24 protein-coding genes and 3 tRNA genes are annotated in these 25,272 nt (G+C 16.9%); 18 read left to right on the forward strand and 9 right to left on the reverse strand.

The window, feature by feature from the left end:
* Positions 1 to 13 precede the first annotated feature (13 nt).
* The 3 genes from infA to BCC_RS01030 all read left to right on the forward strand — a co-directional run bounded on the left by infA (position 14) and on the right by BCC_RS01030 (position 2,839).
* Positions 14 to 229: a translation initiation factor IF-1 gene (gene infA / locus BCC_RS01020; RefSeq protein ID WP_011672586.1), complete on the forward strand. Its 216-nt coding sequence runs from the start codon at positions 14 to 16 to the stop codon at positions 227 to 229.
* Positions 230 to 290: 61 nt separating this feature from the next.
* Positions 291 to 2,006, forward strand: coding sequence for an aspartate--tRNA ligase (gene aspS, locus BCC_RS01025; RefSeq protein ID WP_011672587.1), 1,716 nt, complete (start codon positions 291 to 293; stop codon positions 2,004 to 2,006).
* 104 nt (positions 2,007 to 2,110) lie between these two features.
* Positions 2,111 to 2,839 carry a YebC/PmpR family DNA-binding transcriptional regulator gene (locus tag BCC_RS01030; protein WP_011672588.1) on the forward strand — a complete coding sequence of 243 codons (729 nt, stop codon included), beginning with the start codon at positions 2,111 to 2,113 and terminating at the stop codon, positions 2,837 to 2,839.
* A 254-nt stretch (positions 2,840 to 3,093) separates the two neighbouring features.
* On the opposite strand, the gene pyk is transcribed toward BCC_RS01030, so the two are convergent.
* Positions 3,094 to 4,533: a pyruvate kinase gene (gene pyk, locus BCC_RS01035; RefSeq protein ID WP_011672589.1), complete on the reverse strand. Its 1,440-nt coding sequence runs from the start codon at positions 4,531 to 4,533 to the stop codon at positions 3,094 to 3,096.
* A gap of 404 nt (positions 4,534 to 4,937) precedes the next feature.
* Here pyk and zwf point away from each other — a divergent pair, with 404 nt between their 5' ends.
* From zwf to tsaB, 4 genes are all read left to right on the forward strand, one after another.
* Complete coding sequence (gene zwf, locus BCC_RS01040) at positions 4,938 to 6,398, forward strand: glucose-6-phosphate dehydrogenase (protein ID WP_011672590.1); 1,461 nt, start codon at positions 4,938 to 4,940, stop codon at positions 6,396 to 6,398.
* A 139-nt stretch (positions 6,399 to 6,537) separates the two neighbouring features.
* Positions 6,538 to 7,428 (forward strand): protease HtpX, encoded by an 891-nt coding sequence (gene htpX / locus BCC_RS01045; RefSeq protein WP_011672591.1) that lies wholly within the window; start codon positions 6,538 to 6,540, stop codon positions 7,426 to 7,428.
* A gap of 322 nt (positions 7,429 to 7,750) precedes the next feature.
* Entirely contained in the window at positions 7,751 to 9,340 is a 1,590-nt protein-coding gene (locus tag BCC_RS02070) for a TerC family protein (protein WP_011672592.1), read from the forward strand.
* Positions 9,340 to 10,014, forward strand: a complete 675-nt coding sequence (gene tsaB, locus BCC_RS01055) for a tRNA (adenosine(37)-N6)-threonylcarbamoyltransferase complex dimerization subunit type 1 TsaB (RefSeq protein WP_011672593.1) — start codon at positions 9,340 to 9,342, stop codon at positions 10,012 to 10,014. Before BCC_RS02070 ends, tsaB begins: the two co-directional genes overlap by 1 nt.
* A 30-nt stretch (positions 10,015 to 10,044) precedes the next feature.
* On the opposite strand, the gene minE is transcribed toward tsaB, so the two are convergent.
* The 3 genes from minE to minC are packed head-to-tail and all read right to left on the reverse strand — an operon-like array spanning position 10,045 to position 11,869.
* Complete coding sequence (gene minE / locus BCC_RS01060; protein ID WP_011672594.1) at positions 10,045 to 10,293, reverse strand: cell division topological specificity factor MinE; 249 nt, start codon at positions 10,291 to 10,293, stop codon at positions 10,045 to 10,047.
* 5 nt (positions 10,294 to 10,298) lie between these two features.
* Complete coding sequence (gene minD, locus BCC_RS01065; protein WP_011672595.1) at positions 10,299 to 11,111, reverse strand: septum site-determining protein MinD; 813 nt, start codon at positions 11,109 to 11,111, stop codon at positions 10,299 to 10,301.
* A gap of 35 nt (positions 11,112 to 11,146) precedes the next feature.
* Positions 11,147 to 11,869, reverse strand: a complete 723-nt coding sequence (gene minC / locus BCC_RS01070) for a septum site-determining protein MinC (protein ID WP_011672596.1) — start codon at positions 11,867 to 11,869, stop codon at positions 11,147 to 11,149.
* Between the two features lie 179 nt (positions 11,870 to 12,048).
* Between minC and BCC_RS01075 the strand changes: the two genes are divergently transcribed.
* Entirely contained in the window at positions 12,049 to 13,080 is a 1,032-nt protein-coding gene (locus BCC_RS01075) for a methyltransferase (RefSeq protein WP_011672597.1), read from the forward strand.
* Positions 13,081 to 13,095: 15 nt separating this feature from the next.
* Here the strand turns inward: BCC_RS01075 and BCC_RS01080 are convergent.
* From BCC_RS01080 to BCC_RS01095, 4 genes are all read right to left on the reverse strand, one after another.
* Positions 13,096 to 13,181 (reverse strand) — tRNA-Leu (locus BCC_RS01080).
* Between the two features lie 31 nt (positions 13,182 to 13,212).
* Positions 13,213 to 13,283 (reverse strand) — tRNA-Cys (locus BCC_RS01085).
* Between the two features lie 37 nt (positions 13,284 to 13,320).
* Positions 13,321 to 13,405: transfer RNA gene (locus BCC_RS01090), tRNA-Ser, on the reverse strand.
* 121 nt (positions 13,406 to 13,526) lie between these two features.
* Entirely contained in the window at positions 13,527 to 14,609 is a 1,083-nt protein-coding gene (locus BCC_RS01095; protein WP_011672598.1) for an outer membrane beta-barrel protein, read from the reverse strand.
* Between the two features lie 847 nt (positions 14,610 to 15,456).
* On the opposite strand from BCC_RS01095, the gene BCC_RS01100 reads away from it, so the two are divergent.
* From BCC_RS01100 to BCC_RS01145, 10 genes are all read left to right on the forward strand, one after another.
* Positions 15,457 to 16,161 carry a FlgF gene (locus BCC_RS01100; protein ID WP_011672599.1) on the forward strand — a complete coding sequence of 235 codons (705 nt, stop codon included), beginning with the start codon at positions 15,457 to 15,459 and terminating at the stop codon, positions 16,159 to 16,161.
* 268 nt (positions 16,162 to 16,429) lie between these two features.
* The gene (locus BCC_RS01105) at positions 16,430 to 17,077 is read left to right on the forward strand and encodes a flagellar basal body L-ring protein FlgH (RefSeq protein ID WP_011672600.1); all 648 of its coding nucleotides are present in this window, start codon (positions 16,430 to 16,432) and stop codon (positions 17,075 to 17,077) included.
* 65 nt (positions 17,078 to 17,142) lie between these two features.
* Positions 17,143 to 17,964: a flagellar basal body P-ring protein FlgI gene (locus tag BCC_RS01110; protein ID WP_011672601.1), complete on the forward strand. Its 822-nt coding sequence runs from the start codon at positions 17,143 to 17,145 to the stop codon at positions 17,962 to 17,964.
* A 154-nt stretch (positions 17,965 to 18,118) separates the two neighbouring features.
* Entirely contained in the window at positions 18,119 to 19,072 is a 954-nt protein-coding gene (locus BCC_RS01115) for an RluA family pseudouridine synthase (RefSeq protein WP_011672602.1), read from the forward strand.
* A 71-nt stretch (positions 19,073 to 19,143) separates the two neighbouring features.
* A complete protein-coding gene (gene rpmF / locus BCC_RS01120) occupies positions 19,144 to 19,329 on the forward strand; it encodes a 50S ribosomal protein L32 (protein WP_011672603.1) in 186 nt (61 codons plus the stop codon).
* 258 nt (positions 19,330 to 19,587) lie between these two features.
* The gene (locus BCC_RS01125; RefSeq protein ID WP_011672604.1) at positions 19,588 to 20,526 is read left to right on the forward strand and encodes a hypothetical protein; all 939 of its coding nucleotides are present in this window, start codon (positions 19,588 to 19,590) and stop codon (positions 20,524 to 20,526) included.
* Entirely contained in the window at positions 20,523 to 21,260 is a 738-nt protein-coding gene (fabG, locus tag BCC_RS01130) for a 3-oxoacyl-ACP reductase FabG (protein WP_011672605.1), read from the forward strand. The genes BCC_RS01125 and fabG overlap by 4 nt, the downstream gene beginning before the upstream one ends.
* Before the next feature lie 66 nt (positions 21,261 to 21,326).
* The gene (acpP, locus tag BCC_RS01135; RefSeq protein WP_011672606.1) at positions 21,327 to 21,569 is read left to right on the forward strand and encodes an acyl carrier protein; all 243 of its coding nucleotides are present in this window, start codon (positions 21,327 to 21,329) and stop codon (positions 21,567 to 21,569) included.
* A gap of 8 nt (positions 21,570 to 21,577) precedes the next feature.
* Positions 21,578 to 22,555, forward strand: coding sequence for a DNA polymerase III subunit delta' C-terminal domain-containing protein (locus BCC_RS01140; protein ID WP_011672607.1), 978 nt, complete (start codon positions 21,578 to 21,580; stop codon positions 22,553 to 22,555).
* Between the two features lie 42 nt (positions 22,556 to 22,597).
* A complete protein-coding gene (locus BCC_RS01145; RefSeq protein WP_011672608.1) occupies positions 22,598 to 23,392 on the forward strand; it encodes a TatD family hydrolase in 795 nt (264 codons plus the stop codon).
* Positions 23,393 to 23,867: 475 nt separating this feature from the next.
* Here the strand turns inward: BCC_RS01145 and asnS are convergent, their stop codons facing one another.
* Positions 23,868 to 25,253: an asparagine--tRNA ligase gene (gene asnS, locus BCC_RS01150; RefSeq protein WP_011672609.1), complete on the reverse strand. Its 1,386-nt coding sequence runs from the start codon at positions 25,251 to 25,253 to the stop codon at positions 23,868 to 23,870.
* Positions 25,254 to 25,272: the final 19 nt, after the last annotated feature.

The raw sequence follows: 25,272 nt of genomic DNA on the forward strand, positions 1-25,272 counted from the left end.
GGAAAGTATTTATATGAAAGAAAAAAATATAGAAATGCAAGGAACAGTAATCGATACTCTTCCTAATACAACATTTAAAGTAGAATTAGAAAATAAACATATTGTTATAGCGCATATATCAGGAAAAATGAGAAAAAATTATATACGAATTTTAACAGGTGATAAAGTTACTTTAGAATTAACACCTTATGATTTGAGTAAAGGTCGAATAATTTTTCGTAGTAGATAGTATTTAAAATATTTTTAATATTAAATTAATAAATTTAAAATTAATTGAAATTAGGATTTTTATGCGAACTAAATATTGTGGAGAAATAAAAAAAAAAGATATTAACAAAATAATAACTATATGTGGTTGGGTACATAAAATAAGAAGTCTTAAAAATATAATTTTTATTGATATTAAAGATATAACTGGAATAATACAAGTTATTTTTCTTAAAAAATATAATTCTAATTTTTCTTTAGTAAAAACAATAAGAAATGATTATTGTATAAAAATTAAAGGATTAGTTATTTTAAAAAAAAAATTAACTTATTTTAATACACAAGAAAAAGAAAATTTTTTTGAAATTATTGCATTTAAATTAAAAATATTTAATCCCTCACTACCTATACCTTTTGATTATAAAAAAGAAAATAAAGAAGATATTAGATTTAAATTTCGTTATTTAGATTTACGTCGATTTTATATGTTTCATAAATTACAAACAAGAAGTAAAATTACAACAATTATTAGAAATTTTTTTATAAAAAAAAAATTTTTAGAAATTGAAACACCTATTTTAACACGTTCTACTCCTGAAGGAGCAAAAGACTATTTAGTATATAGTAGATTATATCCTGGTAAATATTTTGCATTACCACAATCACCTCAATTATTTAAACAATTATTAATGATATCTGGAATAGATCGTTATTTTCAAATTGCTAAATGTTTTCGTGATGAGGATTTAAGATCAGATAGACAGCCAGAATTTACACAAATTGATATTGAAATAGCTTTTAAAAAAAAGAAATTTTTACAAAAATTAATTAATAAATTAATAAAAAAATTATGGTTAAAAATTAATAATTATACTATTAAAAAAATTAAAAATATTACTTATAAAGAAAGTATTTTAAAATACGGAACAGATAAACCAGATTTAAGAAATCCTATACAATTTGTTGAGTTATATGATATTTTTAATAATTTTTATAAAAAATTTTTTCCATGGTTATTAATAAAAAATATTAATAGAATAATTTCTATAAAAATACCTGAAGGAATTAAAAAAATACGTGATAATAAAATTTATAAATATAAAAAATTTTTAGAAAAACTAAATTTTAATTATTTTATATATGTGAAAATTATAAACATTAAAAAATATATTATTAAAGATAATCGAAACATATTTAGTAAAATAGATAAAAAAACATTAAAAGAATTTTTTTTAAAAACTTCAGCTATTAATGGAGATATTATATTTATAATTGCAGAAAAATATAATATTGCAAACAATATTAGTAATCTTTTACGAAAGAAAATTGGTATAGATTTAAAAATCACAAATTTAAAAAAAATATGTCCAGTTTGGATTACAAAATTTCCTTTATTTAAATTAGATAAAAAAAATAATTTAAAATCTGTTCATCATCCTTTTACTTCACCTGAAAAAAATAGTAAAAATATTGAATTATTAAATCCATTAAAAATTATTTCTAGTGCATTTGATTTAGTAATTAATGGTTATGAAATTGGTGGAGGTTCTGAAAGAATTTATAATTATCAATTACAAATAAAAATTTTTAATATATTAAAAATTAACAAAAATAAACAAAAAAAAAAATTTGGTTTCTTCATAAATTCTTTACAATATGGAGCCCCTCCTCATTTAGGATTAGCGCTGGGATTAGATAGATTAGTTATGTTATTAACAAACTGTAATACAATCAGTGATGTAATTGCATTTCCTAAAACTAATTCTGCAATTTGTTTAATGACTGGAGCGCCTTGTTGATTATTTAATTAAAAATCAAAATTATAAAAATTAAATTAATAATTCTAAATATGTTTAATATAATCATTACTTTTAAAAATATTAAAATATCTAAATGAGGAATTATGGCCGGACATAGCAAATGGGCTAATACTAAACATAGAAAATCAGCTCAAGATATAAAAAAAAGTAAAATATTTACTAAAATAACAAGAAAAATAACAATTTCTTGTTTAAAGAACGGGACAGATGTAAATAAAAATTTTCAATTAAGAAGAATTTTAGAAAAAGCTAATTTATATAATTTAAAAAAAGATTTAATTCAAAAAGCTATTAATAGAGGAAAAGATAAAAACAAAAACATACAAAAAAAATCTTTTAATATGAAATATGCAGGATATGGTCCTTCTGGAATTGTAATTATTATATTTTGTAATACAGATAATAGTAATAGAACTATTTCTAATATAAGAAATATTTTTTCTAAATTTAAAGGAAAATTAGTAAAATACAATGATATTAAATATTTATTTAATTTTTTTTATTATATTAATATAAATAATATTGTTAATAATAAAGAAATTGTTTTAAGTATAATTAAAAAAAATAATATTAAAAATTTTAAACAAATAGATAAAAATAATATGGAAATAATAATTAAATTAAATAAATTTAAAAAAATAAAAAAAATATTTCTCTCTTCATCAATTGTATTTACTAATGTTAATTTAGTTATTAAACCTAAAAATATATATATTATTAACAATATTTATAAAAGTAAAATCAAAAATATGATAAATTTATTAAAAAAACTAAAAGAAACTACAAAAATAATTCATAATACAAAAATATAAAATTAATTATTCTTAAAAAAAAATATTTTTATAAAATTTTATTTACTTAAATTAATTTTATTATTCTGAATTGATTATATATGTTAAAATATGTATAAATAATTTATAAATTAAAATATATATTATATAAATAATAAAAATATTTTTTTAAATTAATTAGCATATTAATAAAAATATTTTTATACAAAAATAAAATATATTTATTCATATATAATCAAAACAGAAATTTTAATTTAATTAAATTAATAAAATAATTATGTTACATTGATAATTTTACAAGTATTTGTAATTTTACTGTTTCTTTCTAAATCATTTTTTATAATGACAATAATTTCATTTTTTTTTAAAAATTTTTTCTTTTTTAGAAACTTTATTATAACTTTATCATGATTATTAAAATTATTTTTATTAAAATAAATAGGAATTACACCTCGATATAATGTTGATAGACGAAGTTTTTTAACACAATTTGATATATAAAAAATAGGTAATCCTGATGTAATTCTTGATGCTAACAAAGCAATTTTTCTTGATGTTAAAAAAATTATTATTGCAGAAACATTTTTTAAATGATTAGCAGAATACATAGCAGACATAGCAATAGTTTCATCAACATCACTAAATTTTTCATTTAAACGATGTTTAGAAATTTTTGCACTAGGAACTTTTTCAGCTCCTAAACAAATTTTTGACATAGTTTTTACTGTTATTTCAGGAAAACTGCCTGATGCAGTTTCTGCTGATAACATAACCGCATCTGTACCATCTAATACAGAATTTGCAATATCCATAACTTCTGCTCTAGTAGGAAAAGGATTTTCTATCATTGATTCCATCATTTGTGTAGCAGTAATTACTATTCGATTTAATTTTCTAGTCATTGAAATTAATTTTTTTTGTATTCCAATTAACTCATGATCACCGATTTCTACTCCTAAATCTCCTCTAGCAATCATAATAACATCAGATTCTAAAATTATATCTTTCATTACATTGTTTGATGATACAGCTTCTGCTCGTTCAATTTTTGCAATAATTTTAGCTTTACTACCTGATTTTTTTATTAATTTTCGTGCTTTTTGTAAATCTTCTTTAGATCTAGGAAAAGACACAGCTATATAATCTACTCCTAACATTGCGGCTAATTTTATGTCTTTTTCATCTTTTTTTGTTAATGCAGATGCTGATAGTCCTCCTCCTAATTTATTTAAACCTTTATTATCAGATAAATATCCTCCAATAATTACTTTAGTAAAAATTTTTCTATTATTTTTTTTTAAAACTCGTAATTGTATTTTTCCGTCATCTAATAAGAGAATGTCGCCAGAATTAACTTCATTAGGTAAATTTTTATAATTAATACCTACAGAATTTTTATTACCATAATATTTTGGAATACTTAAATCTAATAAAAAATTATCTCCTTTATTTAAAAAAATTTTTTTTTTTTTAAAACTAGAAATTCTAATTTTCGGTCCTTGTAAATCACCAATTAAAGAAACAAAACAATTTAATTCTTTTTCAATTTCTCGAATATTTTTTACTCTATTTATGTGATCTATAGAAGTACCATGAGAAAAATTTAATCTTAATGCATTTGCTCCGGATTGTATTATTTTTTTTAATACACTTTTTTTATCTGTAGATGGTCCCAATGTAGAAATAATTTTTGTTCTTCTAAAAAAATGTATCATACTTAAATTTCCTTTAAAAATAAGAGAAATATTTTAAATAAATATATATAAAAAATAATCAATTTTATATAAAAATATATGTATATTTTATTTATTATAAAAAATTTATTTTTAAATATTATTTTATTTAAAAAATATTATTATTTATAATAAAATATTATAAAAATTTTTTGAATAAATAACATGTATTATTATACCTTTAGTTGTTATAACATTCATTACATATATAAATAATTTTTATTAAATAAATAATATTAAACTAATAAAATATAAATTAATTAAATGTTTATTTATATATAATATATTACATATATATTTTAAAAATTTAATAAAATTAATATTTATAAAATAAAAAAAAATTTTTAAAATTCTTTAATTTTAATATTTTAATAATAGGGTTTAGTATGAAATTACAAATGCATACACATGATTTAATTATTTTTGGAACTAAAGGTGATTTAGCTCAAAGAAAATTGTTTCCAGCATTATATTCGTTAGAAAAAAAAAATAAACTTGTAGATAATACACGAATTATTGGTGTTAGTAGATCAAATACTAATACAAAAGAATATATTCAAATTATTTATAATGCATTAAAAAAATTTTTAAAAGAAAAAATAAATAAAAAAATATGGGAAAAATTCAAAAAACGTTTTATTTTTTGTAAAATGAATATTAATTGTCTTCAAGATTTTAAAAAACTAAAAATAATACTAAAAAAAAAAAAACATATATTACTTAATTATTTTGCAGTATCCTCAAATTTATTTATTAAAATTTGTAAAGGATTGTCTAATATTAATTGTAATAGTAAAACATCAAAAATAATTATAGAAAAACCTATTGGTGATTCTTTAAAATCATTTAATTTTATTAATAAATCTATCAAAAAATATTTTTCAGAAAAACAAATATTTAGAATTGATCATTATTTAGGAAAAGAAGCATTATTAAATCTTATTACATTAAAATTTTTTAATCCATTTTTTAATAATAATTTTAATAAAAAAACAATTGATCATATTCAAATAACATTATCTGAAAGTCTAGGTATTGAAAAAAGATGGAGTTATTTTGATCAAACTGGACAAATTATAGATATGGTTCAAAATCATATGCTACAAATTATTTCTATTTTTGCTATGAATAAACCAAAATCATTAAAGAAAAAACATATTTGCTCTGAAAAAATAAAAATTTTAAAATCATTATATATTAAAAATAATGATATTAAAAATAATATATCATTAGGACAATATAAAAGTGGAAAAATTAATAATAATATTGTTCCATCATATGTGAATGAAGAAAATTCAAAAAAAAATAGTTTAACAGAAACTTTTGCAGCTATAAAATTATATATTAATACAAAAAAATGGAAAAATGTTCCATTTTATATTCGTACTGGAAAAAGATTATTAAAAAAATGTTCTAAAATTATTATTTTTTTAAAAAAATCATCAGAAAACTTACTAAAAAATAATAAAAAAATATTTAATAATAGAATTATTATAAATTTACAATCACCTTTTAATATTAAAATAAAATTTTTTAATAAAATTCCTCAACTAAATTCAAAATTTAAATTAACTTCTAGTGAAATGTTATTTAATTATAAAAAAATTACAAAAAATAATTTTTTTCCAGAAGAATATGAAAAATTATTATTAGAAAGTATGAAAGGAAATCAATTTTTATTTGTTAATTACAAAGAAATTAAATATTCTTGGAAATGGATTGATTCTATAATAAAAATATATAAAAAAAATCCATTATTACTCGAATATTATTCATCTGGTAGTTGGGGACCTAAATCATCAGAAAAATTAATAAAAAAAGATAAGAGAAAATGGGATAATAATTAAATAATTATAAATATATTTTATATATATAGTTATTTAAAATTTTAAATATATTAATTTTTTTTATATAATACTTTTTATATATAACAATAAAATTTTACATATTTGAAAATTTTTTAAATAATTAGGAAAAACAAATTTCATGATACGTTCGATTCTTTTTTTAATTACTAGTATATCAACTATATTCATGTATAGTATTTTTTTAAAAATTTTTGGTATACATATAAATTATATATTTCTAACAATGATTATGTTGACTATAATTTTTTTAACTTATTCAATAATATCATTATTACTTTCAAAAAAAACAGCGTTACAATCTGTAAATGGAGAAATTATTTATGTACCTCGTAATATAAAAGAAAAATGGTTAATATCTGCTATAAAAAATCAATCAAAAAAAATGTGTATTAATATTCCTGATATTGCGATATATAAATCATTGCATATGAATGCTTTTGCTACAGGGTTTCAAAAAAATAATTCTTTAATTGCTGTTTCTAGTGGTTTGCTTAATAATATGAATAAAGGAGAAATTGAAGCTGTTGTTGCTCATGAAATAACACATATTACAAATGGAGATATGATAACAATGATTGTTATACAAAGTATTGTTAATATTTGTGTTATTTCTATATCATATTCTTTAATTAAATATTTTTCTAATATTTTTATGTCGTATAAAATACATAGAGAGTATAAAAAAATTCAAAAATCTTTTATTTTTTATTTTTTAAAAAATATATTACAATTTTTTATTAAAATTTTTTCTACTATAATAGTTATGTGGTTTTCACGAAATCGAGAATTTTATGCAGATATTGGAGCAGTTGAATTAGTTGGAAAAAAAAAAATGATTTCAGTATTAAAAAAATTAAAAAATAGTGATATACCTAAAGAATCAAATTCTATAATTACATTATGTATACATGGAAGAAATAATATTATATTAGATTTATTATCATCACATCCTTCATTAGATAAAAGAATTTTAGCTATAAAAAAAAATACTAAAAAAAATAAAATATAAATATGTTATTATATTAAATATAATTTTATTATTTAATAATAATTATATTTAATATTTTAAGAAATATAAATTTTTTATTCATTTTAAGATATTATTTTATTAAAATAATAAAAATTATTTAATTTTATAAAAATTTTTATTAAATCTATATTAGTTAATATAATTAAATATTTTTATAAATAACATAAAAAATATATATTTTTGTATATATTTTAAAAATAAAATATATAATAATATAATATTTATTTATATTATTATAAAATATTGACAAATAACTATTTACAATATTATTATTTTTTAATCATTTTCTGGAGTACTTTTCATGTCTTCTTTTTTAGATCCAACTATTTGGATGGGTCTGTTTACATTAGTTTTTTTAGAAATTATTTTAAGTATTGATAATGTTATATTTATTGCTATTTTATCAAAAAAATTACCTAAAAATCAACAAAATAAAGCAAGATATACTGGTTTAATATTTGCATTATTTATGCGTTTTGGGTTGCTTGGTATAACATCAAAATTAATATCTTTAACAAAACCAATTATAATAAACAAATTTTTTATTTTTTCGGGAAAAGAAATTATTTTATTAATAGGTGGTATTTTTTTATTTATAAAAACAATATTTGAATTATTTAATCATATTTATATATTTGATAAAAAAAAAAAAAAAAAAGATCTTAGATCAAGCTTTTGGTATATAGTTATTCAAATTGTAATATTAGATGTAATTTTTTCTATTGATTCAATAATGACTGCTATTGGTACAACACATAACCTTTTTATTATGATAATAGCAGTAACAATATCAACTATTTTAATGATTTTTTTATCTAAATTATTAATTAAATTTATTAATTCAAAAAAATCTATTATTACATTATGTTTAAGTTTATTACTAATGATTAGTTTAAACTTAATTATAGAATCATTAGGTTTTTATATATCTAAAAAATATTTATATATATCTGTTGAATTTTCATTATTCATAGAAATTATAAATCAAATTAGAATTAATAAAAAAAAAAAAAAAGAATCAAAAAAATTATTTAAAAAAAAAATATTATCATTAATTTCTTATATAATTAAAAAATATAATAAGAAACATAATTTTATTAATCAAAAATTTTTATTTAATAAAAAAAAAAATATTAAATATTTAAATAATGATATAAATGATAATAATAATATTATTAAAGAAATAAAAATAGTAAATCAAATATTTCATTTAAATAATTATTCAATCTATAAAATTATGATTCCTAAAGAAAAAATTAAATGGATTAATATTAATGATAGTTATCAAAACATAAAAAAAAAATTATTAAATATTCCGTATAAAATAATAATATTATGTAATTGGAAATTTAATGAAGTTATAGGTTTTATTAAAAAAGAAAAATTAATTAATTTAATTAATAAAAATAAAAATATAAACAATTATATTGAATATAATTCATTAATTTTTGTTCCTGATTCATTAAATATAATTAATATTATAAAAATTTTACGTTATTCATATAACAATATTATTTTAATAAATAATAGATATGGAAAAGTTGTTGGAATATTAACTATAAAAAACCTTTTTCAAACTGTTTTTGGAAATTTTTTGGATATTAATAATACTCCTAAAATTATTTTAAATAAAAAAAAATGGATAATGAATGGTTCGATTAAATTAAAAAATTTAGAGAAAATTTTAAAAATTAATTTTAAAGAAGTAAATTATAAATGTTTTTCATTAGCAGATTTTTTAATCTATAAATATAAAAAAATTCCTAAAACAGGAAAAATAATAATTTATAAAAATTATTATTTTAAAATATTAAAATCTAATTTATATAAAATTTATTTAATACAAATAAAAAAAAATGATATTAATACAAAAAATAAAAGGAATTATTAATGAATTTTAAAAAAAATATTTTAGCAATTGATACCTCGTTACATTCATGTTCTATTTCTTTGTTATATAAAAAGAAAATTTATAGTTTATTTAAGCTATGTTCGAATGCACATGAGAAAAATATATTTTATATGATTAAAAAAATATTAATCCAATCAAATACTACTTTAGATGAAATTAATTTCATCGCATGCACTATCGGACCAGGAAGTTTTACAGGAATTAGAATTTCTATAGGAATTTCGCAAACTATTTCTACTATATATAATATTCCTATTATTGGTTTTTCTACATTAAAAATTTTATCAGAACAAAGCTGGAGAAAAAATTATGTTAAAAATGTTTTACTTATTATTAAGATTTCTAAAAATCAAATTTTTTGGGCTAAATATATAAAAAATAAAATTGGTTTATGGATTGGAGAACATACAGAAAAATTATTTTCCAATATGAATATTATTAAAAAAAAAATTAAAAAATATACTGGAAAATGGTCTTTAATTGGTTTTGAAAAAAAAATAAAAAAAAATTTTAAAAAATCAGTTAAATTATTTCAAACAAATATTTTTACTCCACATTCAAATGATATTATTACTTATGCAGTAAAATATTTATTATTGTACAAAAAATACAACATAAAACAAATATACCCAAAATATTTATATAAAATATAATAAAAAAAATTATATTTAATTATTTAATTATTATTTCACATTAGTAATATTAATTTCTAAAATTAGTAAATTTTTTTTTCTTTTTTCTATTTGAATAGACATTTTATTAGGCTGAATTTTTATATATTTCGCAATTACTAATAGTAAATCATTTTTTAATTGCGGAAGATAACTTGATTGATAAAAAAATTTTTTTTTTTTCTTAATTAATGTTTTCAACCTTTTTTTAGCTAAACTAGCTGTATATTGTTTTTTTGATATAAATAAATTTAATATCATTATATTTATCTCCTAAATAACCATTGTAAAAAACTCTTTTTTTCTTCTACTATAAATCTTAATGGTATTTTATTTCCTAATAATCTTTGAACCGTATCCTGATATGCTTTTCCAGCAATGGATGTATTATTTAATACGATAGATAAACCTTGATTAGAAGATTTTAATATATTTAAGTCTTCCGGAATTACTCCAATTAAAGGAATTTGAAGTATATCAATAATATCATCAATACTCAGCATATCACCTTTAACAACTTTTTTTGGATCATATCTTGTTAACAATAAATGTTCTTTAACTGGTTTTTTATTTTCTTTAGATCTTTTAGATTTAGAAGAAATAATTCCTAAAATTCGATCTGAATCTCGTATAGAAGAAATTTCAGGATTTGTAACAACAATTGCTTCATCACAAAAATAAAGTGCAATTAAAGCTCCGGATTCTATTCCAGCAGGTGAATCACATATAATAAATTCAAAATTCATATTAGAGAGACTTTTTAATACATATTCTACTCCATTAGTAGTTAATGAATCTTTATCTCGTGTTTGTGATGCAGGAAGAAGAAACAAATTCTTTATTTTTCTATCTTTAATTAATGCTTGTTGAATTGTTGCTTCTTTATTAATTACATTTATAAAATCATATACTACTCTTCTTTCACATCCCATAATTAAATCTAAATTTCTTAAACCAATATCAAAATCTATAACTACAGCTTTTTTTCCAAGTAACGCTAAACCTGTAGCAATAGAAGCACTTGATGTTGTTTTTCCTACACCACCTTTTCCTGAAGTAATAGTTATAATTTTAGTCATATTAAACTTACCTTATTTAGTTAATTAAATTTAATTTAATGATTATATTTTATAAAAATTTTTTTATTAACCAAACTAATTTCTACACTATTTTCTAAAAATTTTATCGGAATTTGATCTACTGTGCAGTATTCTCCTGCTATTGATATTAATTCTGCTGATAATTTTGTACAAAAAATTTTTCTAGTTTCATCTCCATGAGCTCCTGCTAATGCTCTTCCTTTCATATTCCCATAAATATGTATATTACCATCTGCAATTAATTCCGCTCCTGGACTAACATTATTTGTTATTATTAAATCTGTATTAGGTGCATAAATTCTTTGCCCCGAACGTATTAATTCATTAACTAAATAACTTTTTTGATTTTTTATGAAAAGAGAAGAATAATGATTTTTATTACTATTTTTATTAAAAAAATTTTTCTTTTTATTAAAATTTAATAATGTTTTTTTTTTTTTAAACAAAATAGGTAATCCAGATTTTAAAATATCTAGTTTAACTGATTCTTTTTTACAACCAAAAATACCAATTAAAAATAATCCAATAGAAAAAAAAAATTTTTTAAGATTAATCCAATTAAAATTAAAAGCTAGTTTTTCTATATTTAATGCTATTGGTATATTTTTAAAAAAAATAGGAGATTTTTGGATTTTTTTAAGTAAAAATTTTTTAAAATATTTAAAATTTATATTTTCTAAATAAATTACTAAAGCAGTAAAATTATTATTTTTAAAAGTTATTAACTTATTTTTCATATATTTTTACCTAATTACTAATAATAATATTTAATATAAAAAAATATATTTATATAAAAAATTTTTTTTGAATATAAATATTAAATGATATTTTTAAAAATATTTTTGTTATAATATTTAAAAATTTATATAAAAAATTTACTTTTTTTATATTTTAAACAATTTTTGAAAATAAAATTATGAATAAAACAGTAATTAAAACATTTCAAATATCAAAAGAATACAAAATATTAAAAAAAAATTTTCAATTATTTAAAAACAAAACTACAATTATATCAGGAATAATACCTAGTGTTTTTTTAAAAATTAATATAATAAAAAGATTTATTTTTTATGTTAATTATTTTAATCTTTATCTTAAAATACTTAAAAAAAACAGTAAAAATGTTATTTTTAATAATTTTAACCATAAAAATAAATTATCTTCATATAAACAATTAATTTTTTTTTTAACAAAAAATAAAAAAGAATTTAAGTTACACTTAACATTTTTATTATCTCATATATCTAAAACTTGCGTGATATATGTTGTTGGTGAAAAAAAATGTGGAATTAATAGTATTAGTAAAATTTTTTCTAATTATTTAATATTTAAAAAAATAGATTATGCTAGAACATGTTCTTTATATAAAGCAAAAATAATGAAATTACCAAAATTTTATTTACATAAATTTATAAACATCTATATTTGGAATAATATAACTATTCAAAGTTTACCAGGAGTTTTTGGATATAAAAAAATTGATACTGGTAGTAAATTACTAATATCAACCTTTAATAAAAAAATCAATGGTAAAATATTAGATATTGGTTCAGGTACAGGAATTTTAAGTATAGCTCTAGCAAAAAAAAATCCATTAATAAAAATTACATTAACTGATATTTATGACGCGGCTATTTGGTGTAGTAAAAATAATCTCATAAAAAATAATTTAATTGGAAAAGTTTTATTTAGTGATATTTATTCACATATTAAAAAAAGATATGATCTGATTATATCTAATCCACCTATTCATTATAATTTAAAAATTAATTTAAAAATATTAAAAAAAATAATAAAAAATTCTAAAAAACATTTAAAAAAGAAAGGAGAATTACGAATAGTAATTAGTTCTTTTATTTCGTTAAAATATATTATTAATTTTAATAAAATTAATTTTAAAATTTTACTTAAAAATAAATCTTATACAGTAATACAAATTACTAATTAAAATTTAATAAAAATATACCCAGAGCGGGAATTGAACCCGCAAAGCTATTAAAAGCCGAGGGATTTTAAGTCCCTTGTGTTTACCAATTTCACCATCTGGGCATGATATATTATATAAAAAAATTTATTTAATAGGCGCGTTCTGGAATTGAACCAGATTCAACGGATTTGCAATCCGCTACATAACCATTCTGCCAACGCGCCATATATGATTATGAATTCAATATATAAATAATAAATATGGAGGAAGAGGGATTCGAACTCTCGGATAATTTCTCATCGGCGGTTTTCAAGACCGCTGCCTTAAACCACTCGGCCATTCCTCCTAAAAAATTATTATTATATATTATACAAATTAATTATTTAAAAGTAAAGAAATACAAAAAATATTCTATGAAATACATTTCATAAAAATAATTAAATAAATTTTTAATTTTATTAAAAAAATTATTTAGAATTTATTTTTAATTCAATATTTACTTTTTGATTTTCAAAATATGGATCATTTAATAAATTTTTCCCTGTAAAAAATTTATTTAATATAATATTATTTTTTAAATCTATATTATTTATTCCTTGTATAATAATATTTTTTTTTAAAATTCCATTATTTACAAAAAATTTAGAAATTTCTAAAGCTCTTTTAAAAGACATAATTTTATTTTTTTTTGTTTTTTTTAATTGATTATTCATATTTCCTGTAATTATAAGATAAATTTTATCTTTTTTTATTTTACTAATTTTATTTATTAAAACATTTAAAAAATCATTTGATGTAGAAGATAATTTAAAAATTTTAGGATGAAAAAATATTTTATCTTTAATATTTTTATATTTATTAAAACTTTCATAATTTTCTAAAAAAAGTTTATTATTACTTTTTTTAAAAAGATTTATAATTTTATCTTTAACAGGATTAAATTTCCATGAAAAACCTATATTAACATTATCAGTAAAAGTAGATATCTTATTTAATTGTAATTTATGAAAATGTTTGTTTAAATTAATATCTATATTACTATGTAAATATTTATTAATTAACAGTTCTAATCCAATAGAAAATAATGGAGAAAATTTTTTATATTTCTTTATCATAAATATATCTTTTAAACATGTATTATGAATATTAGCTTTTATTTTTGCTCCAATTTTTGTATAAATATTTAAATATTTTTTTAAAGGATACATAATATTCGTAGCATATTCAACATTAGAAAAATATGCGTTTAATGTATTTTTTTTTATATCTTTAATTTTATTTTCTAAAAGATTTAATTTTAATTCAAAATTAAGATAAGGATTTTTCTGATATTTTGTAAAAAAACCAGGATTTAAAGAAATAATTTTTTTTGTAATATTTTTATAATTTTTTAAACATAAAATTTTATAATTATAAAATGATTTTAAAGGATTTAATGAATTAAATTGAATGCCAAAATTCCATTTTTTTTTTACAGTATTTGATTCAGCATGAGCAACAGAAAAAATACTAGATAATAGCAAAGTACTGACTATAAAAAATTTTTTCATATATTTTCCTTGATTTTTAAAATTATTAAATAATATTAATAATATTAATATATTATTATATATTAAATACAATTATTTTATAAAAATAATATATTAAAAAATAAATATGGGATATTTTATAAAAAATATTATCTATGATAACTAAATTTTATATTTAAATAAAAATAAAAATATCATTTAAATATAAATTTAAATTTTAAAATATTTAATATACAAATATATTATTAACATTTATTTTTAATATTTTAAAATTAAATTAAATAATTATACTATTTAATTATATATTTTTCTTACATAATATATCAACAGATAAATAAAATTTATTAAATAAAAAAATGATATAAAATAAATATGCAAAAAAAATTATAATAAATATTTTAATAAATTTATGATTATAAAAATAATTTAAATATTATTTATAAAATTTTTATAATTAATACAACTATACATACTTAAAATAATAAAATTTAAGTTATTGAAAATAATAGCAGATAAAAAAATTATTTAATTTATATATAAAAAAAATTTACTATTTTTATATTATTGAATATTATAATTTAAAAATATAATAATAATAAATTGTATTTAAATATAATAAATCAAATTAATTATTTAATTTAATTTAAATAAAAAATAAAAATTATATAATTTTATATATAAATAATTTTATTCAAAATAAATAATTATTAAGATAAATATAAAATTTTTTATATGATAATATTCAAAAAAATAAAAAAAAAATTTATTAAATTAAATTATATAAAAATTTACATAAATTTTTTTTTATAAAAATTATTTATTAAATAATATAAATTTATATTTATAATATTAAAAGTAGGAATAATATATGAATAATATAATAAATTCTATAATTACATTAGATGATAGAAATTTAATTAGTAAAGAAACTATAATAAATCAAGATTATGATAATATAGATACAGAATTTTATAAAAAATATGCTTACAACATTCAAACAAATTCTAGTGATGATCAAATAACAAACAAAAAAATAGTAGATATAAATTCAGATGATAATTCATCATTACAATCTTATTCAAATTCTTCAATTGATGAAGACACAGAAACTGGTTGGTTTTCTGTTTTTGATGATGATGGATATGAAGGGTTTTTACGTGAAGGTCATATTGCTATTAATGAAAATCGCGAATTATGTATGAATAATTATACGTTATTAAATACTGATGAAAAACCTATTATAGTTCCTGAAAATAAAAAAATTTTAATTAAAATGGACGGTACAATTGTTACTAAAGAAGATAATAATGAAATAAATTATAAACCAATATTTTTAGGACAATTAAAATTCATCACTTTAAATAATAATGATGTTATATCTCGTAATGAAAGTGAAATTTTTGATTTAAGTTATTCTGGTTTAGAAAAATATAAAAACAACAATTTAGAAACAAAATCTAATTATGTGTTAAAAAATACTATCAGAAAAAATGATATTAAAAAAACAAATAATTTGATAAATACATTAAATGTTATAAGATCACTTGAATCTGATATGAAAATTAATTCATAAAATAGTATACAAATAAAATTTTTATAATTTATTTTAAATAAAAAATATTTTTTATTTGACAGAACACATTGTATAGAAACTAGATGAAAATCTGTTTCTATACTATATTTTTATATTAATTTTATTTTAGTAAACATATTTATTACAAAGAAATATAGTTTTTTATTTAAAAAAATAAATTTTATTAAATAAATTATTAAAATAAATAATAAAAATATGATTAAAACTATAACTATTTCATATAGTACATTAGGAAATTATATTTACCATGAAATCAATTTATTTTTTTTTTAAAATAGTTCTATTAACTATTTTAATTAATTTTTTTATATATAATCAATCATTTTCTTACAATAAAAAAATCAAGAAGAATAATATTATTCAATTAAATAGTAAAATATTAAATAAAAATAAAAAATCTAAACATAACAATCAATCATGGTTTAATAACTATAAAAATTATAGTGTTGGTGATACTATATTAGTAATATTTAATGAAAAAAACATTTTTAAAAACAAAGTTATAAAATATTTAAATAAAAAATCAAATAATACAATTTATGCAACTCCATTAATTAGAGAAAATTTTTTTTTAAAAAAAAAAAAAAAAACAAACGATTTTAACATCAAAAAAAAAATATATATAAATAATAAAATGATATTTAAAATATCAACTACAGTTATTAAAATTTTAAAAAACAAATATCTAAAAGTTTTAGGAAAAAAAAAAATTATTATTAATAATAGTATACAAACAATTAAATTTCGTGGAATTATTGATGCTAAAAAAATAAATTTAAATAATTCTATTCATTCCTCTAAAGTTTCTAATTTTATAATTCAATATATACATAAAAACATAAAAAAGAATATTTTATTCTTTTATATAAAAAAAATTATTCATTTTTTCTTTTAATATATTAATTATATAAATAAAAAATTATTCATTTATCTTTCATAAATAAAAAAAAATCTAAAAATATGAATATTTTATACAAATTTAGATATATTATAATATTTATATATATTATTTTAATAAATATATCTTATGTTTCTGCAGAAAAAATAAATAATCTTGTATATATTAAAGGAAGTAAAGATATACAACTTATAGGATATGGTTTAGTAGTAGGACTAAATGGAACTGGAGATCAAACATTACAAACACCTTTTACGTATCAATCATTAAATAATATGCTTATAAAATTTGGTCTTCATACTAAAAATAGTAAATCTATACAAACGAGAAACACCGCCGCGGTTATAGTTACAGCAATAATTTCACCATTTGATTGTATAGGGAAAAAAATTGATATTACTGTATCTTCTATTGGAAATGCAACTAGTCTAACTGGTGGAACATTACTCATGACTCCATTAAAAAATATAGATAAAAAAATTTGTGCTATAGCTCAAGGAAATATTCTAATAAAAAAAAAAATAAAAAACAAAGAAAATAATCCAAATCGAAAAAAAATTATCAACGGAGCTATTCTTGAAAAATCAATTTCAAATAATATTTATAAAAATAATAATGGGAAAATTTTTTTAAAATTAATAAAAAAAAACAAAAAAATATTAAAAAAAATTTTGAAAAAAATTAATTATTATTATCCTAATATTGCTTATTTAATAGATAAAAAAACTATAAAATTATATCTTCCAAAAAAAAAAAACTTACAAGAAAAAATTTTACGTAATATTCTGAATGTTTCAATTTCGATGAAAAATAAAAAATTTAATTATATAAAAAAAAATAATCAAAAAAAAATAAAAATTTTTGGGAATATTTATTTTCATTAATTCTATTTTTTATTTATTAATTAAATTATTAATATATTAAAATTTTTAATAAAAATTTTAAATTTATAAAAATTTAAAATAATATTATATACAATATAAAATTACAATATATAATTGTCACATACTATTAATTTATTTTATTAAAGATAAATATATGAATATCATTAATTCTTTTAAAAAAATAATAATTATTAAAAAACATATGTCAGAACAAAGAATAGATAATTTTTTATTTAAAACTTTTAAAAAATTGCCAAAAAGTATGATATATAGAAGTTTAAGAATAGGTAAAATAAAAATAAACAAAAAAAAAGTACATCCATATTATAAGTTAAAAATTAATGATAATATTACATTTTTTTCTATTAATATTGAAACAAAAAAAAAAAAAATTAATTTATCAAAATCTATTATACAATTATTTATTAAAAATATCTTATTTGAAGACAATGATTTAATTATTTTTAATAAGCCTTATGGTTTCGCTGTACATGGAGGAAGCGGGATAAGTTATGGAGTAATTGAAATATTTAGAAAAATTCGTTCTGATTTAAAATTTCTTGAACTTGTACATAGAATTGATAAAGAAACTTCAGGAATATTAATTCTTTCAAAAAAACGTTCAATTTTAAAAAAAATGCATATAAATTTACGTGAAAAAAAAATATATAAAGAATATTTAGCTATTTTACATGGATATTGGTCTAAAAAAAATAAAATAGTTAAACTTCCATTATTAAAAAAAAAAAACATTAAACAAAAAAAAAAAGTTTGTGTTCATAAAGAAGGAAAATTAGCACAAACAAATTTTGAAATAAAAAAATATTTAAATAATAAAACATTAGTAAAAATTATACCAATCACAGGAAGAACACATCAAATTAGAGTTCATACTGCACAATTTGGACATCCTATTGTGTTTGATAACCGATATGGAAAAATAGAAAAAAAAAAAAAAAAAATTATTAAAAAAAATAGTAGATTATTGCTTCATGCATTTAAAGTTTCTTTTCTTCATCCCAGAAATAATGAAAATTTTTCTATTACAGCACCATTGGATAAAAAATTTCAAAATTGTTTAAAATATTTTTCAAAAAATATTTTTTAAAAATTTTCTAAAATATTAAAAAATATTTGAATAATTATATTATATAAAAAATTTTACAAAAAGAGGAAAAAATGGCTGTACAAAAAAGTAAGCCTAGTAGGGCAAAAAGAGGAAAAAGAAGGTCTCATGATCATGTAATTCAGCATGCATTATCAATAGATAAATTATCAAAAGAAATACATATTCGACATCATATAACTAAAAAAGGATATTATAAAGGTAAAAAAACATTATTATTTCATTTATTGTCAAAATAAAAGTACAGTAATTTTAACATGTATAAATAATTAATTAATGAAATAAATTTTTTATTTAAAAAAAAATATTAAATTAAAATATGATAAACTATATATTATAGTATATTTCTTAAAAATTTTTATATTTCATTAAAAATAAAATATTTTTAATGAAATATTTAAATATTTTTTAAATTAATATTCTAATTAATAATTAAAATATAAAAAATTTATATTTATTATTATAAATAATATATATAATTAAAATTTAAATATTATATGAAAAAATATTCAGTAATTTTTCCAGGAAATGGTTTACATAATATGGAATTTTTAAAATTTTTTTTTAAAAAATATAATATTATTCAAGAAATATTTAATGAAGCATCTGATATATTACATATAAATATATATAAAAAATTTTTTCAAAATAAAAATTATTTAATTAATTATAAAGATATATATCAATTAATATTTATTTCTTCTATTTCCATATATAAATTATTAAAACAAAAAATATATTTAAATCCATATATAATGGGTGGACACAGTTTAGGAACATATTCAGCTTTAGTTTGTAATAAAAATATCTTATTTAAAGATTCTCTTAGAATCATTCAAATACGTAACAAAATATTATTATTATCAGCAAAGAATAATCGATTATTAACTCTGGTTATTATTGGTTTAAATTATACAATCATAAAAAATATATGTATATTAGTATCAACAAAAAAAAATAAAGCATTTATATCAGCAATTAATTCAAATACACAAATTACCATAACTGGAAATTATTCTACTGTGTATACAGTAGGAAAAATTTGTAAAAAACAATTTTTAGTAAAAATTATTCGATTACCAATGGTTTTTAGTTCTCATTGTGAACTTTTAAAAAAATATAAAAAAAGATTTTCTTATTATTTAAAAAAAATAAAAATTTTTGAAAGAAAACGTCCAATTATTAGTAATAATGATTCTAAACTATTATATTCAAAAAAAGATATATTTAATTCTTTATTAAAACAAATATATACTAAAATTCAATGGAATGACAATATTAAAAAAATAATTTCTATAGGTATAAAAATCTTCATTGAAATAGGACCTGGGCAAATATTAAGTAATTTAAATAAAGAACACAAAAAAATTTTGTCATATCCTACTAATAGTAATAAAAAATTATTATTAGTAAAAAATATAATAAAAAAACTATGAAAAAAAAAATTGCTTTAATTACAGGAGCTAGTGGAGGAATAGGAAAAAGTATTTCTAAAGAACTAATAAGAAAAGGAATATATGTAATAGGAACTACTACTACGAGAAATGGACTAAAAAAATTAAATAAAACATTTAAAAAAAAAGGAACTGGAGTAATAATTAATTTTCTTAAAATATCTATTATTAAAAAAAAAATAAAAAAAATAATTAAAAAATTTCATACTATTGATATATTTATACATAATGCTGGTATTATAAATGATAGTTTATTAATTACAATGAAAGATACAGAATGGAATAATGTTATAAATATAAATTTATCTACTATATTTTATATTACTAAAATACTTTTACCAAATATGATAAAAAATCGGTATGGCAGAATAATAATAATTAGTTCTATAATTGGTTCTCTTGGGCAAAGTGGACAAACAAACTATGCTGCATCAAAATCTGGATTAATTGGATTTTCAAAATCCTTAGCTATAGAAGTAGCTTCAAAAGGAATTACTGTCAATGTAGTATCTCCTGGATATATCATGACAAATATGACAAAAAAATTTTTATTGGCTAATAAAAAAAACATTTTAAAAAAAATACCAGTAGGTTTTCTTGGAAGAACAAAAGATATTGCTTATGTTGTATCTTTTTTATCTTCTAAAAAATCTTCATATATAACAGGACAAAATATTCATGTAAATGGAGGAATGTATATAGATCTTAATACATAAATAAAAATTTCACTCTATATAAAATAGATTTTTCTTTTTTTTGATAATAATTTTTGAGATAAATATATGAAAAATATCAACTATCGTGTAAAAAAAATAATTGCAAAACAATTTCAAATTAATATTAAAAAAATTTCATTAAATAATAATTTAAAAAATGATTTAAAAATTGATTCATTAGATTTTGTAGAATTAATTATGTTATTAGAAGAAGAATTTAACATTAAATTATTTGATATTGAAGCGGAAAAAATAAAAAAAATTAAAGATATAATTCCGTATATAAAAAAAAAAAAACTAAAAGAATAAATATTCTTATGAACCTCTATCCTTGGTTAGTTAACTACTATAAAAATATAATTAAAAAATATCACATTAGTAAACTTCATCCAATTATTTTAATAAATTCACCGATAGGAACCGGAATATCAAATTTGATTTTAAACATTTGTCAATGGATATTATGTCTTTATAAAAACAAAGAAAAATATTGTAATAATTGCTCATCTTGTTTATTAATAAAAAATAATGTACATCCAGATTTTTATTTTATTAAAAATAGTTTTAGAAAAAAATATATTAAAATTAATAAAATTAGAAATATAATTAAATGTATATATCAAATGTCTCAACAAGGGAAGGAAAAGATTATTTATTTCCAAAATATTAATTATCTTACTCCTGAAGCAAGTAGTTCTCTATTAAAAACATTAGAAGAACCTCCAAAAAATACTATATTTTTTTTACGTACTACAAATATCTCAAAAATTGATCATACGATTAAAAGTAGATCTATAATCTATTATATTAATACTTTAGATGAAAATAAAAATTTATTTTGGTTAAAAAAAAAAAATAAAAATTATAAAAAAAAAAAAATATTAACAGCATTAAGAATAAATAATAATATACCATTAATTACACATAAATTTTTAAATACATATTTATTAAATGAAAGAAAAAATTTTATGTTAGAAATATATAATAATACAATTAATAAAAGTAACGTTAATTTAATACAATTAATTAATACATATCACGAAGATAAAATAGCTAACTGGATTATTTGTTTAATATTAGATGTTATAAAATACAAAACATATAATTCTAAAAAAATAATAAATTTAGATCAAATTAAGTTAATTAAAAAAATTGCGAAAATTAATAATATTAAAAAATTAAATAAACATATAAAATCTTGGATTATATATAAAAGAATATTATTTTATTCAGATTATATTGATAAAAAATTAATTTTTACAGAACAAATTTTATTATTTTCAACTCTTTTATAAAAAGAAATTATATATTTAATATCTTTTAACAAGGAAATAAAAATGTTTTTAATTGATACACATTGTCATATTCATAATATATGTCAATTAGATAAAAAAATGAATTTAGATAAAATTTTAAAAAATGCTTATAAAAAAAATATAAGAGCATTTTTATCCGTATCAACTTCTATTTTAGATTTTTACAATTTATTGAAACTTACTAAAAATTATAATAATATTTTCTTATCTTGTGGTTTACATCCTAATTATTTTCATACAAATGAAGATCTCAAAAAATTAAAAAAAAATATTAATAATAATAAAGTTATTGCTATTGGAGAAACTGGATTAGATTTTTTTAAATCAAAACAAAAAAAAAAAAACCAAATAAAACTATTTGAATATCATTTACATCTATCTAAGAAAAAAAAAAAACCAATTATTATACATAATAGAAATTCTGATAAAGAATTATTAAATATATTAATTTCTAAAAAAGAAAAATTATATTCTGGAATAATTCATTCCTTTACTGGAAAAAAAAAATTTGCAAGAAAATTATTAGATTTAGGATTTTATATATCTTTTTCTGGTATAATAACATTTAAAAAATCTGAAAAACTAAGAGAAATTTTAAAATTTATACCATTAAATAGATTATTAATAGAAACAGATTCTCCTTACTTATCTCCCGAACCTTATAGAGGAAAAAAAAATCAACCATCATTTTTATATTTTATCGCTAAATGTATTCAAAAATATATAAAAATAGATTTTTTGAAATTTATTAAAATACTAAAAAAAAATTTTTTAAGATTATTTCAATTAAAAAATAATATTTATTTTTTACAATAAAATATAGTTTTTTTTATTAAAAAGTTTATAATAAATAAAAATTCTAAATTTAAATTAAGAAATTAATTTAAATTTACAATATTTTATTAAAATTTTAATAAAATATTAAAAAAAATATATATAAAATATCTAATTTGTATTAGAATAGGTACAATTATAAAATTAATTAAATATTAAAAATATTTAATATAATTTAAACGAAAGTTTTATAAAAATAAAAATTTTATAATAATTTTCATATTATTAATAATAATAAATTTATATATTTATTATATATAAAGTATTAAATTTATTATTTCAATTATAAAAATATATATTATGTTTGCACTAATTCATATTAAAACAATGATATTTTTATATAATATATTATAATTTTCAATATAAAAATATTATATAATTATAAATATAATCTAAATATTTTCAAAGCTTCAAAAAAAATAAAAATCTTTATTTTGATTAATTCAAATAAAGATTTTTAAAAATCTGCATGCCTAATCGTTCTCGGAAATGGAATAGATTCTCTAATATTTTTAATACCAGTAATAAAAATAATTAATCTTTCTAATCCCAAACCAAAACCAGAGTGTGGTATAGTTCCATATTTTCTTAAATCTTTATACCAAGAATAATTTTTTGAATTTAAACCTACTTTATTCATATTTTTTTCTAAATACATGATTCTATCTTCTCTTTCTGATCCTCCTATTATTTCTCCTATGTTAGGAACTAAAATATCAAAAGCAGCAACAGTTTTGTTATCGCTATTCATACGCATATAAAAAGCTTTTAATAATCTTGGATAGTTTCTTACTATTACAGTAGATTTAAAATATTTATGTACTAAATATTTTTCATGACTTGAAGATAAATCTTCTCCCCAATTAATATTTTCATAAGAAGAATTTTTATTTTTTTGTAAAATATTAATAACTTCGCTATATTCAATATTAATAAAATCTTTATATAAAAAATCATTTAAATATGAAATAATGTTACGATTTAATTTTTTTTGTAGAAAAATTAAATCAGAAATACAATTATCTAAAACATAACTAATAGAAAATTTTAATAATTTTTCTGCAAATTTAGAGATATCATTAATATTTGAAAAAGCTTTTTCTACTTCTAACATCCAAAATTCTGTTAGATGTTTTTTAGTATTTGAATTTTCTGCTCTAAAAATAGGTCCCAAAGAATAGACTTTAGATAAAGCACATGCATAAGCTTCTAATGTTAATTGTCCAGAAACAGTTAAAAAAACATCTTTTTTAAAAAATTTTTTATTATTATTATTGGTGTATTGGTTATTATTATCTAACATAGATACTTTAAACATAGAACTAGAACCTTCTGTATCAAGACTAGTAATAATAGGAGTTGATACCCATAAATATTGCTTGTTAAATAAAAATAAATTTAAAGATTGAAAAACTATATTTCTAATTCTAGAAATAGCACTAATTAAATTTGTACGTGGTCGTAAATGACAAAATTTTCTAAGATGTTCTATAGTATGTTTTTTTGCTGATATAGGATATTTTTCAGGATTTTTTATCCAACCAATTACTTTAATTTTATTAGATTGAATTTCATAAATTTGTAAATTTCCTGGAGATAAAACTAAAACTCCAGATATAATAACTGAACAACCTGTAGTAAGTTTAATAATTTCTGTTACATAATTATATAAAGATTTTTTAGCAATAACTTGAATAGTATTAATTGATGATCCATCAGTTATAGTTAAAAAAGATATTCCTATTTTTGAAGTTCTTTTACTTCGAATCCATCCATTAATTGTAATTTCTTTATTTAAATATTTTTTTTTTGTATAAATGTCTAATATAGAAGTTATAGGCATTATTGTCACCTTTATTAAA

Source organism: Buchnera aphidicola BCc (assembly GCF_000090965.1).
GTDB lineage: Bacteria > Pseudomonadota > Gammaproteobacteria > Enterobacterales > Enterobacteriaceae > Buchnera_F > Buchnera_F aphidicola_F.

Coding starts and splice junctions, on each gene's coding strand:
- infA (WP_011672586.1), top strand. CDS start 14: ATGAAAGAAAAAAATATAGAAATGCAAGGAACAGTAATCGATACTCTT.
- aspS (WP_011672587.1), top strand. CDS start 291: ATGCGAACTAAATATTGTGGAGAAATAAAAAAAAAAGATATTAACAAA.
- BCC_RS01030 (WP_011672588.1), top strand. CDS start 2,111: ATGGCCGGACATAGCAAATGGGCTAATACTAAACATAGAAAATCAGCT.
- pyk (WP_011672589.1), bottom strand. CDS start 4,533: ATGATACATTTTTTTAGAAGAACAAAAATTATTTCTACATTGGGACCA.
- zwf (WP_011672590.1), top strand. CDS start 4,938: ATGAAATTACAAATGCATACACATGATTTAATTATTTTTGGAACTAAA.
- htpX (WP_011672591.1), top strand. CDS start 6,538: ATGATACGTTCGATTCTTTTTTTAATTACTAGTATATCAACTATATTC.
- BCC_RS02070 (WP_011672592.1), top strand. CDS start 7,751: ATGTCTTCTTTTTTAGATCCAACTATTTGGATGGGTCTGTTTACATTA.
- tsaB (WP_011672593.1), top strand. CDS start 9,340: ATGAATTTTAAAAAAAATATTTTAGCAATTGATACCTCGTTACATTCA.
- minE (WP_011672594.1), bottom strand. CDS start 10,293: ATGATATTAAATTTATTTATATCAAAAAAACAATATACAGCTAGTTTA.
- minD (WP_011672595.1), bottom strand. CDS start 11,111: ATGACTAAAATTATAACTATTACTTCAGGAAAAGGTGGTGTAGGAAAA.
- minC (WP_011672596.1), bottom strand. CDS start 11,869: ATGAAAAATAAGTTAATAACTTTTAAAAATAATAATTTTACTGCTTTA.
- BCC_RS01075 (WP_011672597.1), top strand. CDS start 12,049: ATGAATAAAACAGTAATTAAAACATTTCAAATATCAAAAGAATACAAA.
- BCC_RS01095 (WP_011672598.1), bottom strand. CDS start 14,609: ATGAAAAAATTTTTTATAGTCAGTACTTTGCTATTATCTAGTATTTTT.
- BCC_RS01100 (WP_011672599.1), top strand. CDS start 15,457: ATGAATAATATAATAAATTCTATAATTACATTAGATGATAGAAATTTA.
- BCC_RS01105 (WP_011672600.1), top strand. CDS start 16,430: ATGAAATCAATTTATTTTTTTTTTAAAATAGTTCTATTAACTATTTTA.
- BCC_RS01110 (WP_011672601.1), top strand. CDS start 17,143: ATGAATATTTTATACAAATTTAGATATATTATAATATTTATATATATT.
- BCC_RS01115 (WP_011672602.1), top strand. CDS start 18,119: ATGAATATCATTAATTCTTTTAAAAAAATAATAATTATTAAAAAACAT.
- rpmF (WP_011672603.1), top strand. CDS start 19,144: ATGGCTGTACAAAAAAGTAAGCCTAGTAGGGCAAAAAGAGGAAAAAGA.
- BCC_RS01125 (WP_011672604.1), top strand. CDS start 19,588: ATGAAAAAATATTCAGTAATTTTTCCAGGAAATGGTTTACATAATATG.
- fabG (WP_011672605.1), top strand. CDS start 20,523: ATGAAAAAAAAAATTGCTTTAATTACAGGAGCTAGTGGAGGAATAGGA.
- acpP (WP_011672606.1), top strand. CDS start 21,327: ATGAAAAATATCAACTATCGTGTAAAAAAAATAATTGCAAAACAATTT.
- BCC_RS01140 (WP_011672607.1), top strand. CDS start 21,578: ATGAACCTCTATCCTTGGTTAGTTAACTACTATAAAAATATAATTAAA.
- BCC_RS01145 (WP_011672608.1), top strand. CDS start 22,598: ATGTTTTTAATTGATACACATTGTCATATTCATAATATATGTCAATTA.
- asnS (WP_011672609.1), bottom strand. CDS start 25,253: ATGCCTATAACTTCTATATTAGACATTTATACAAAAAAAAAATATTTA.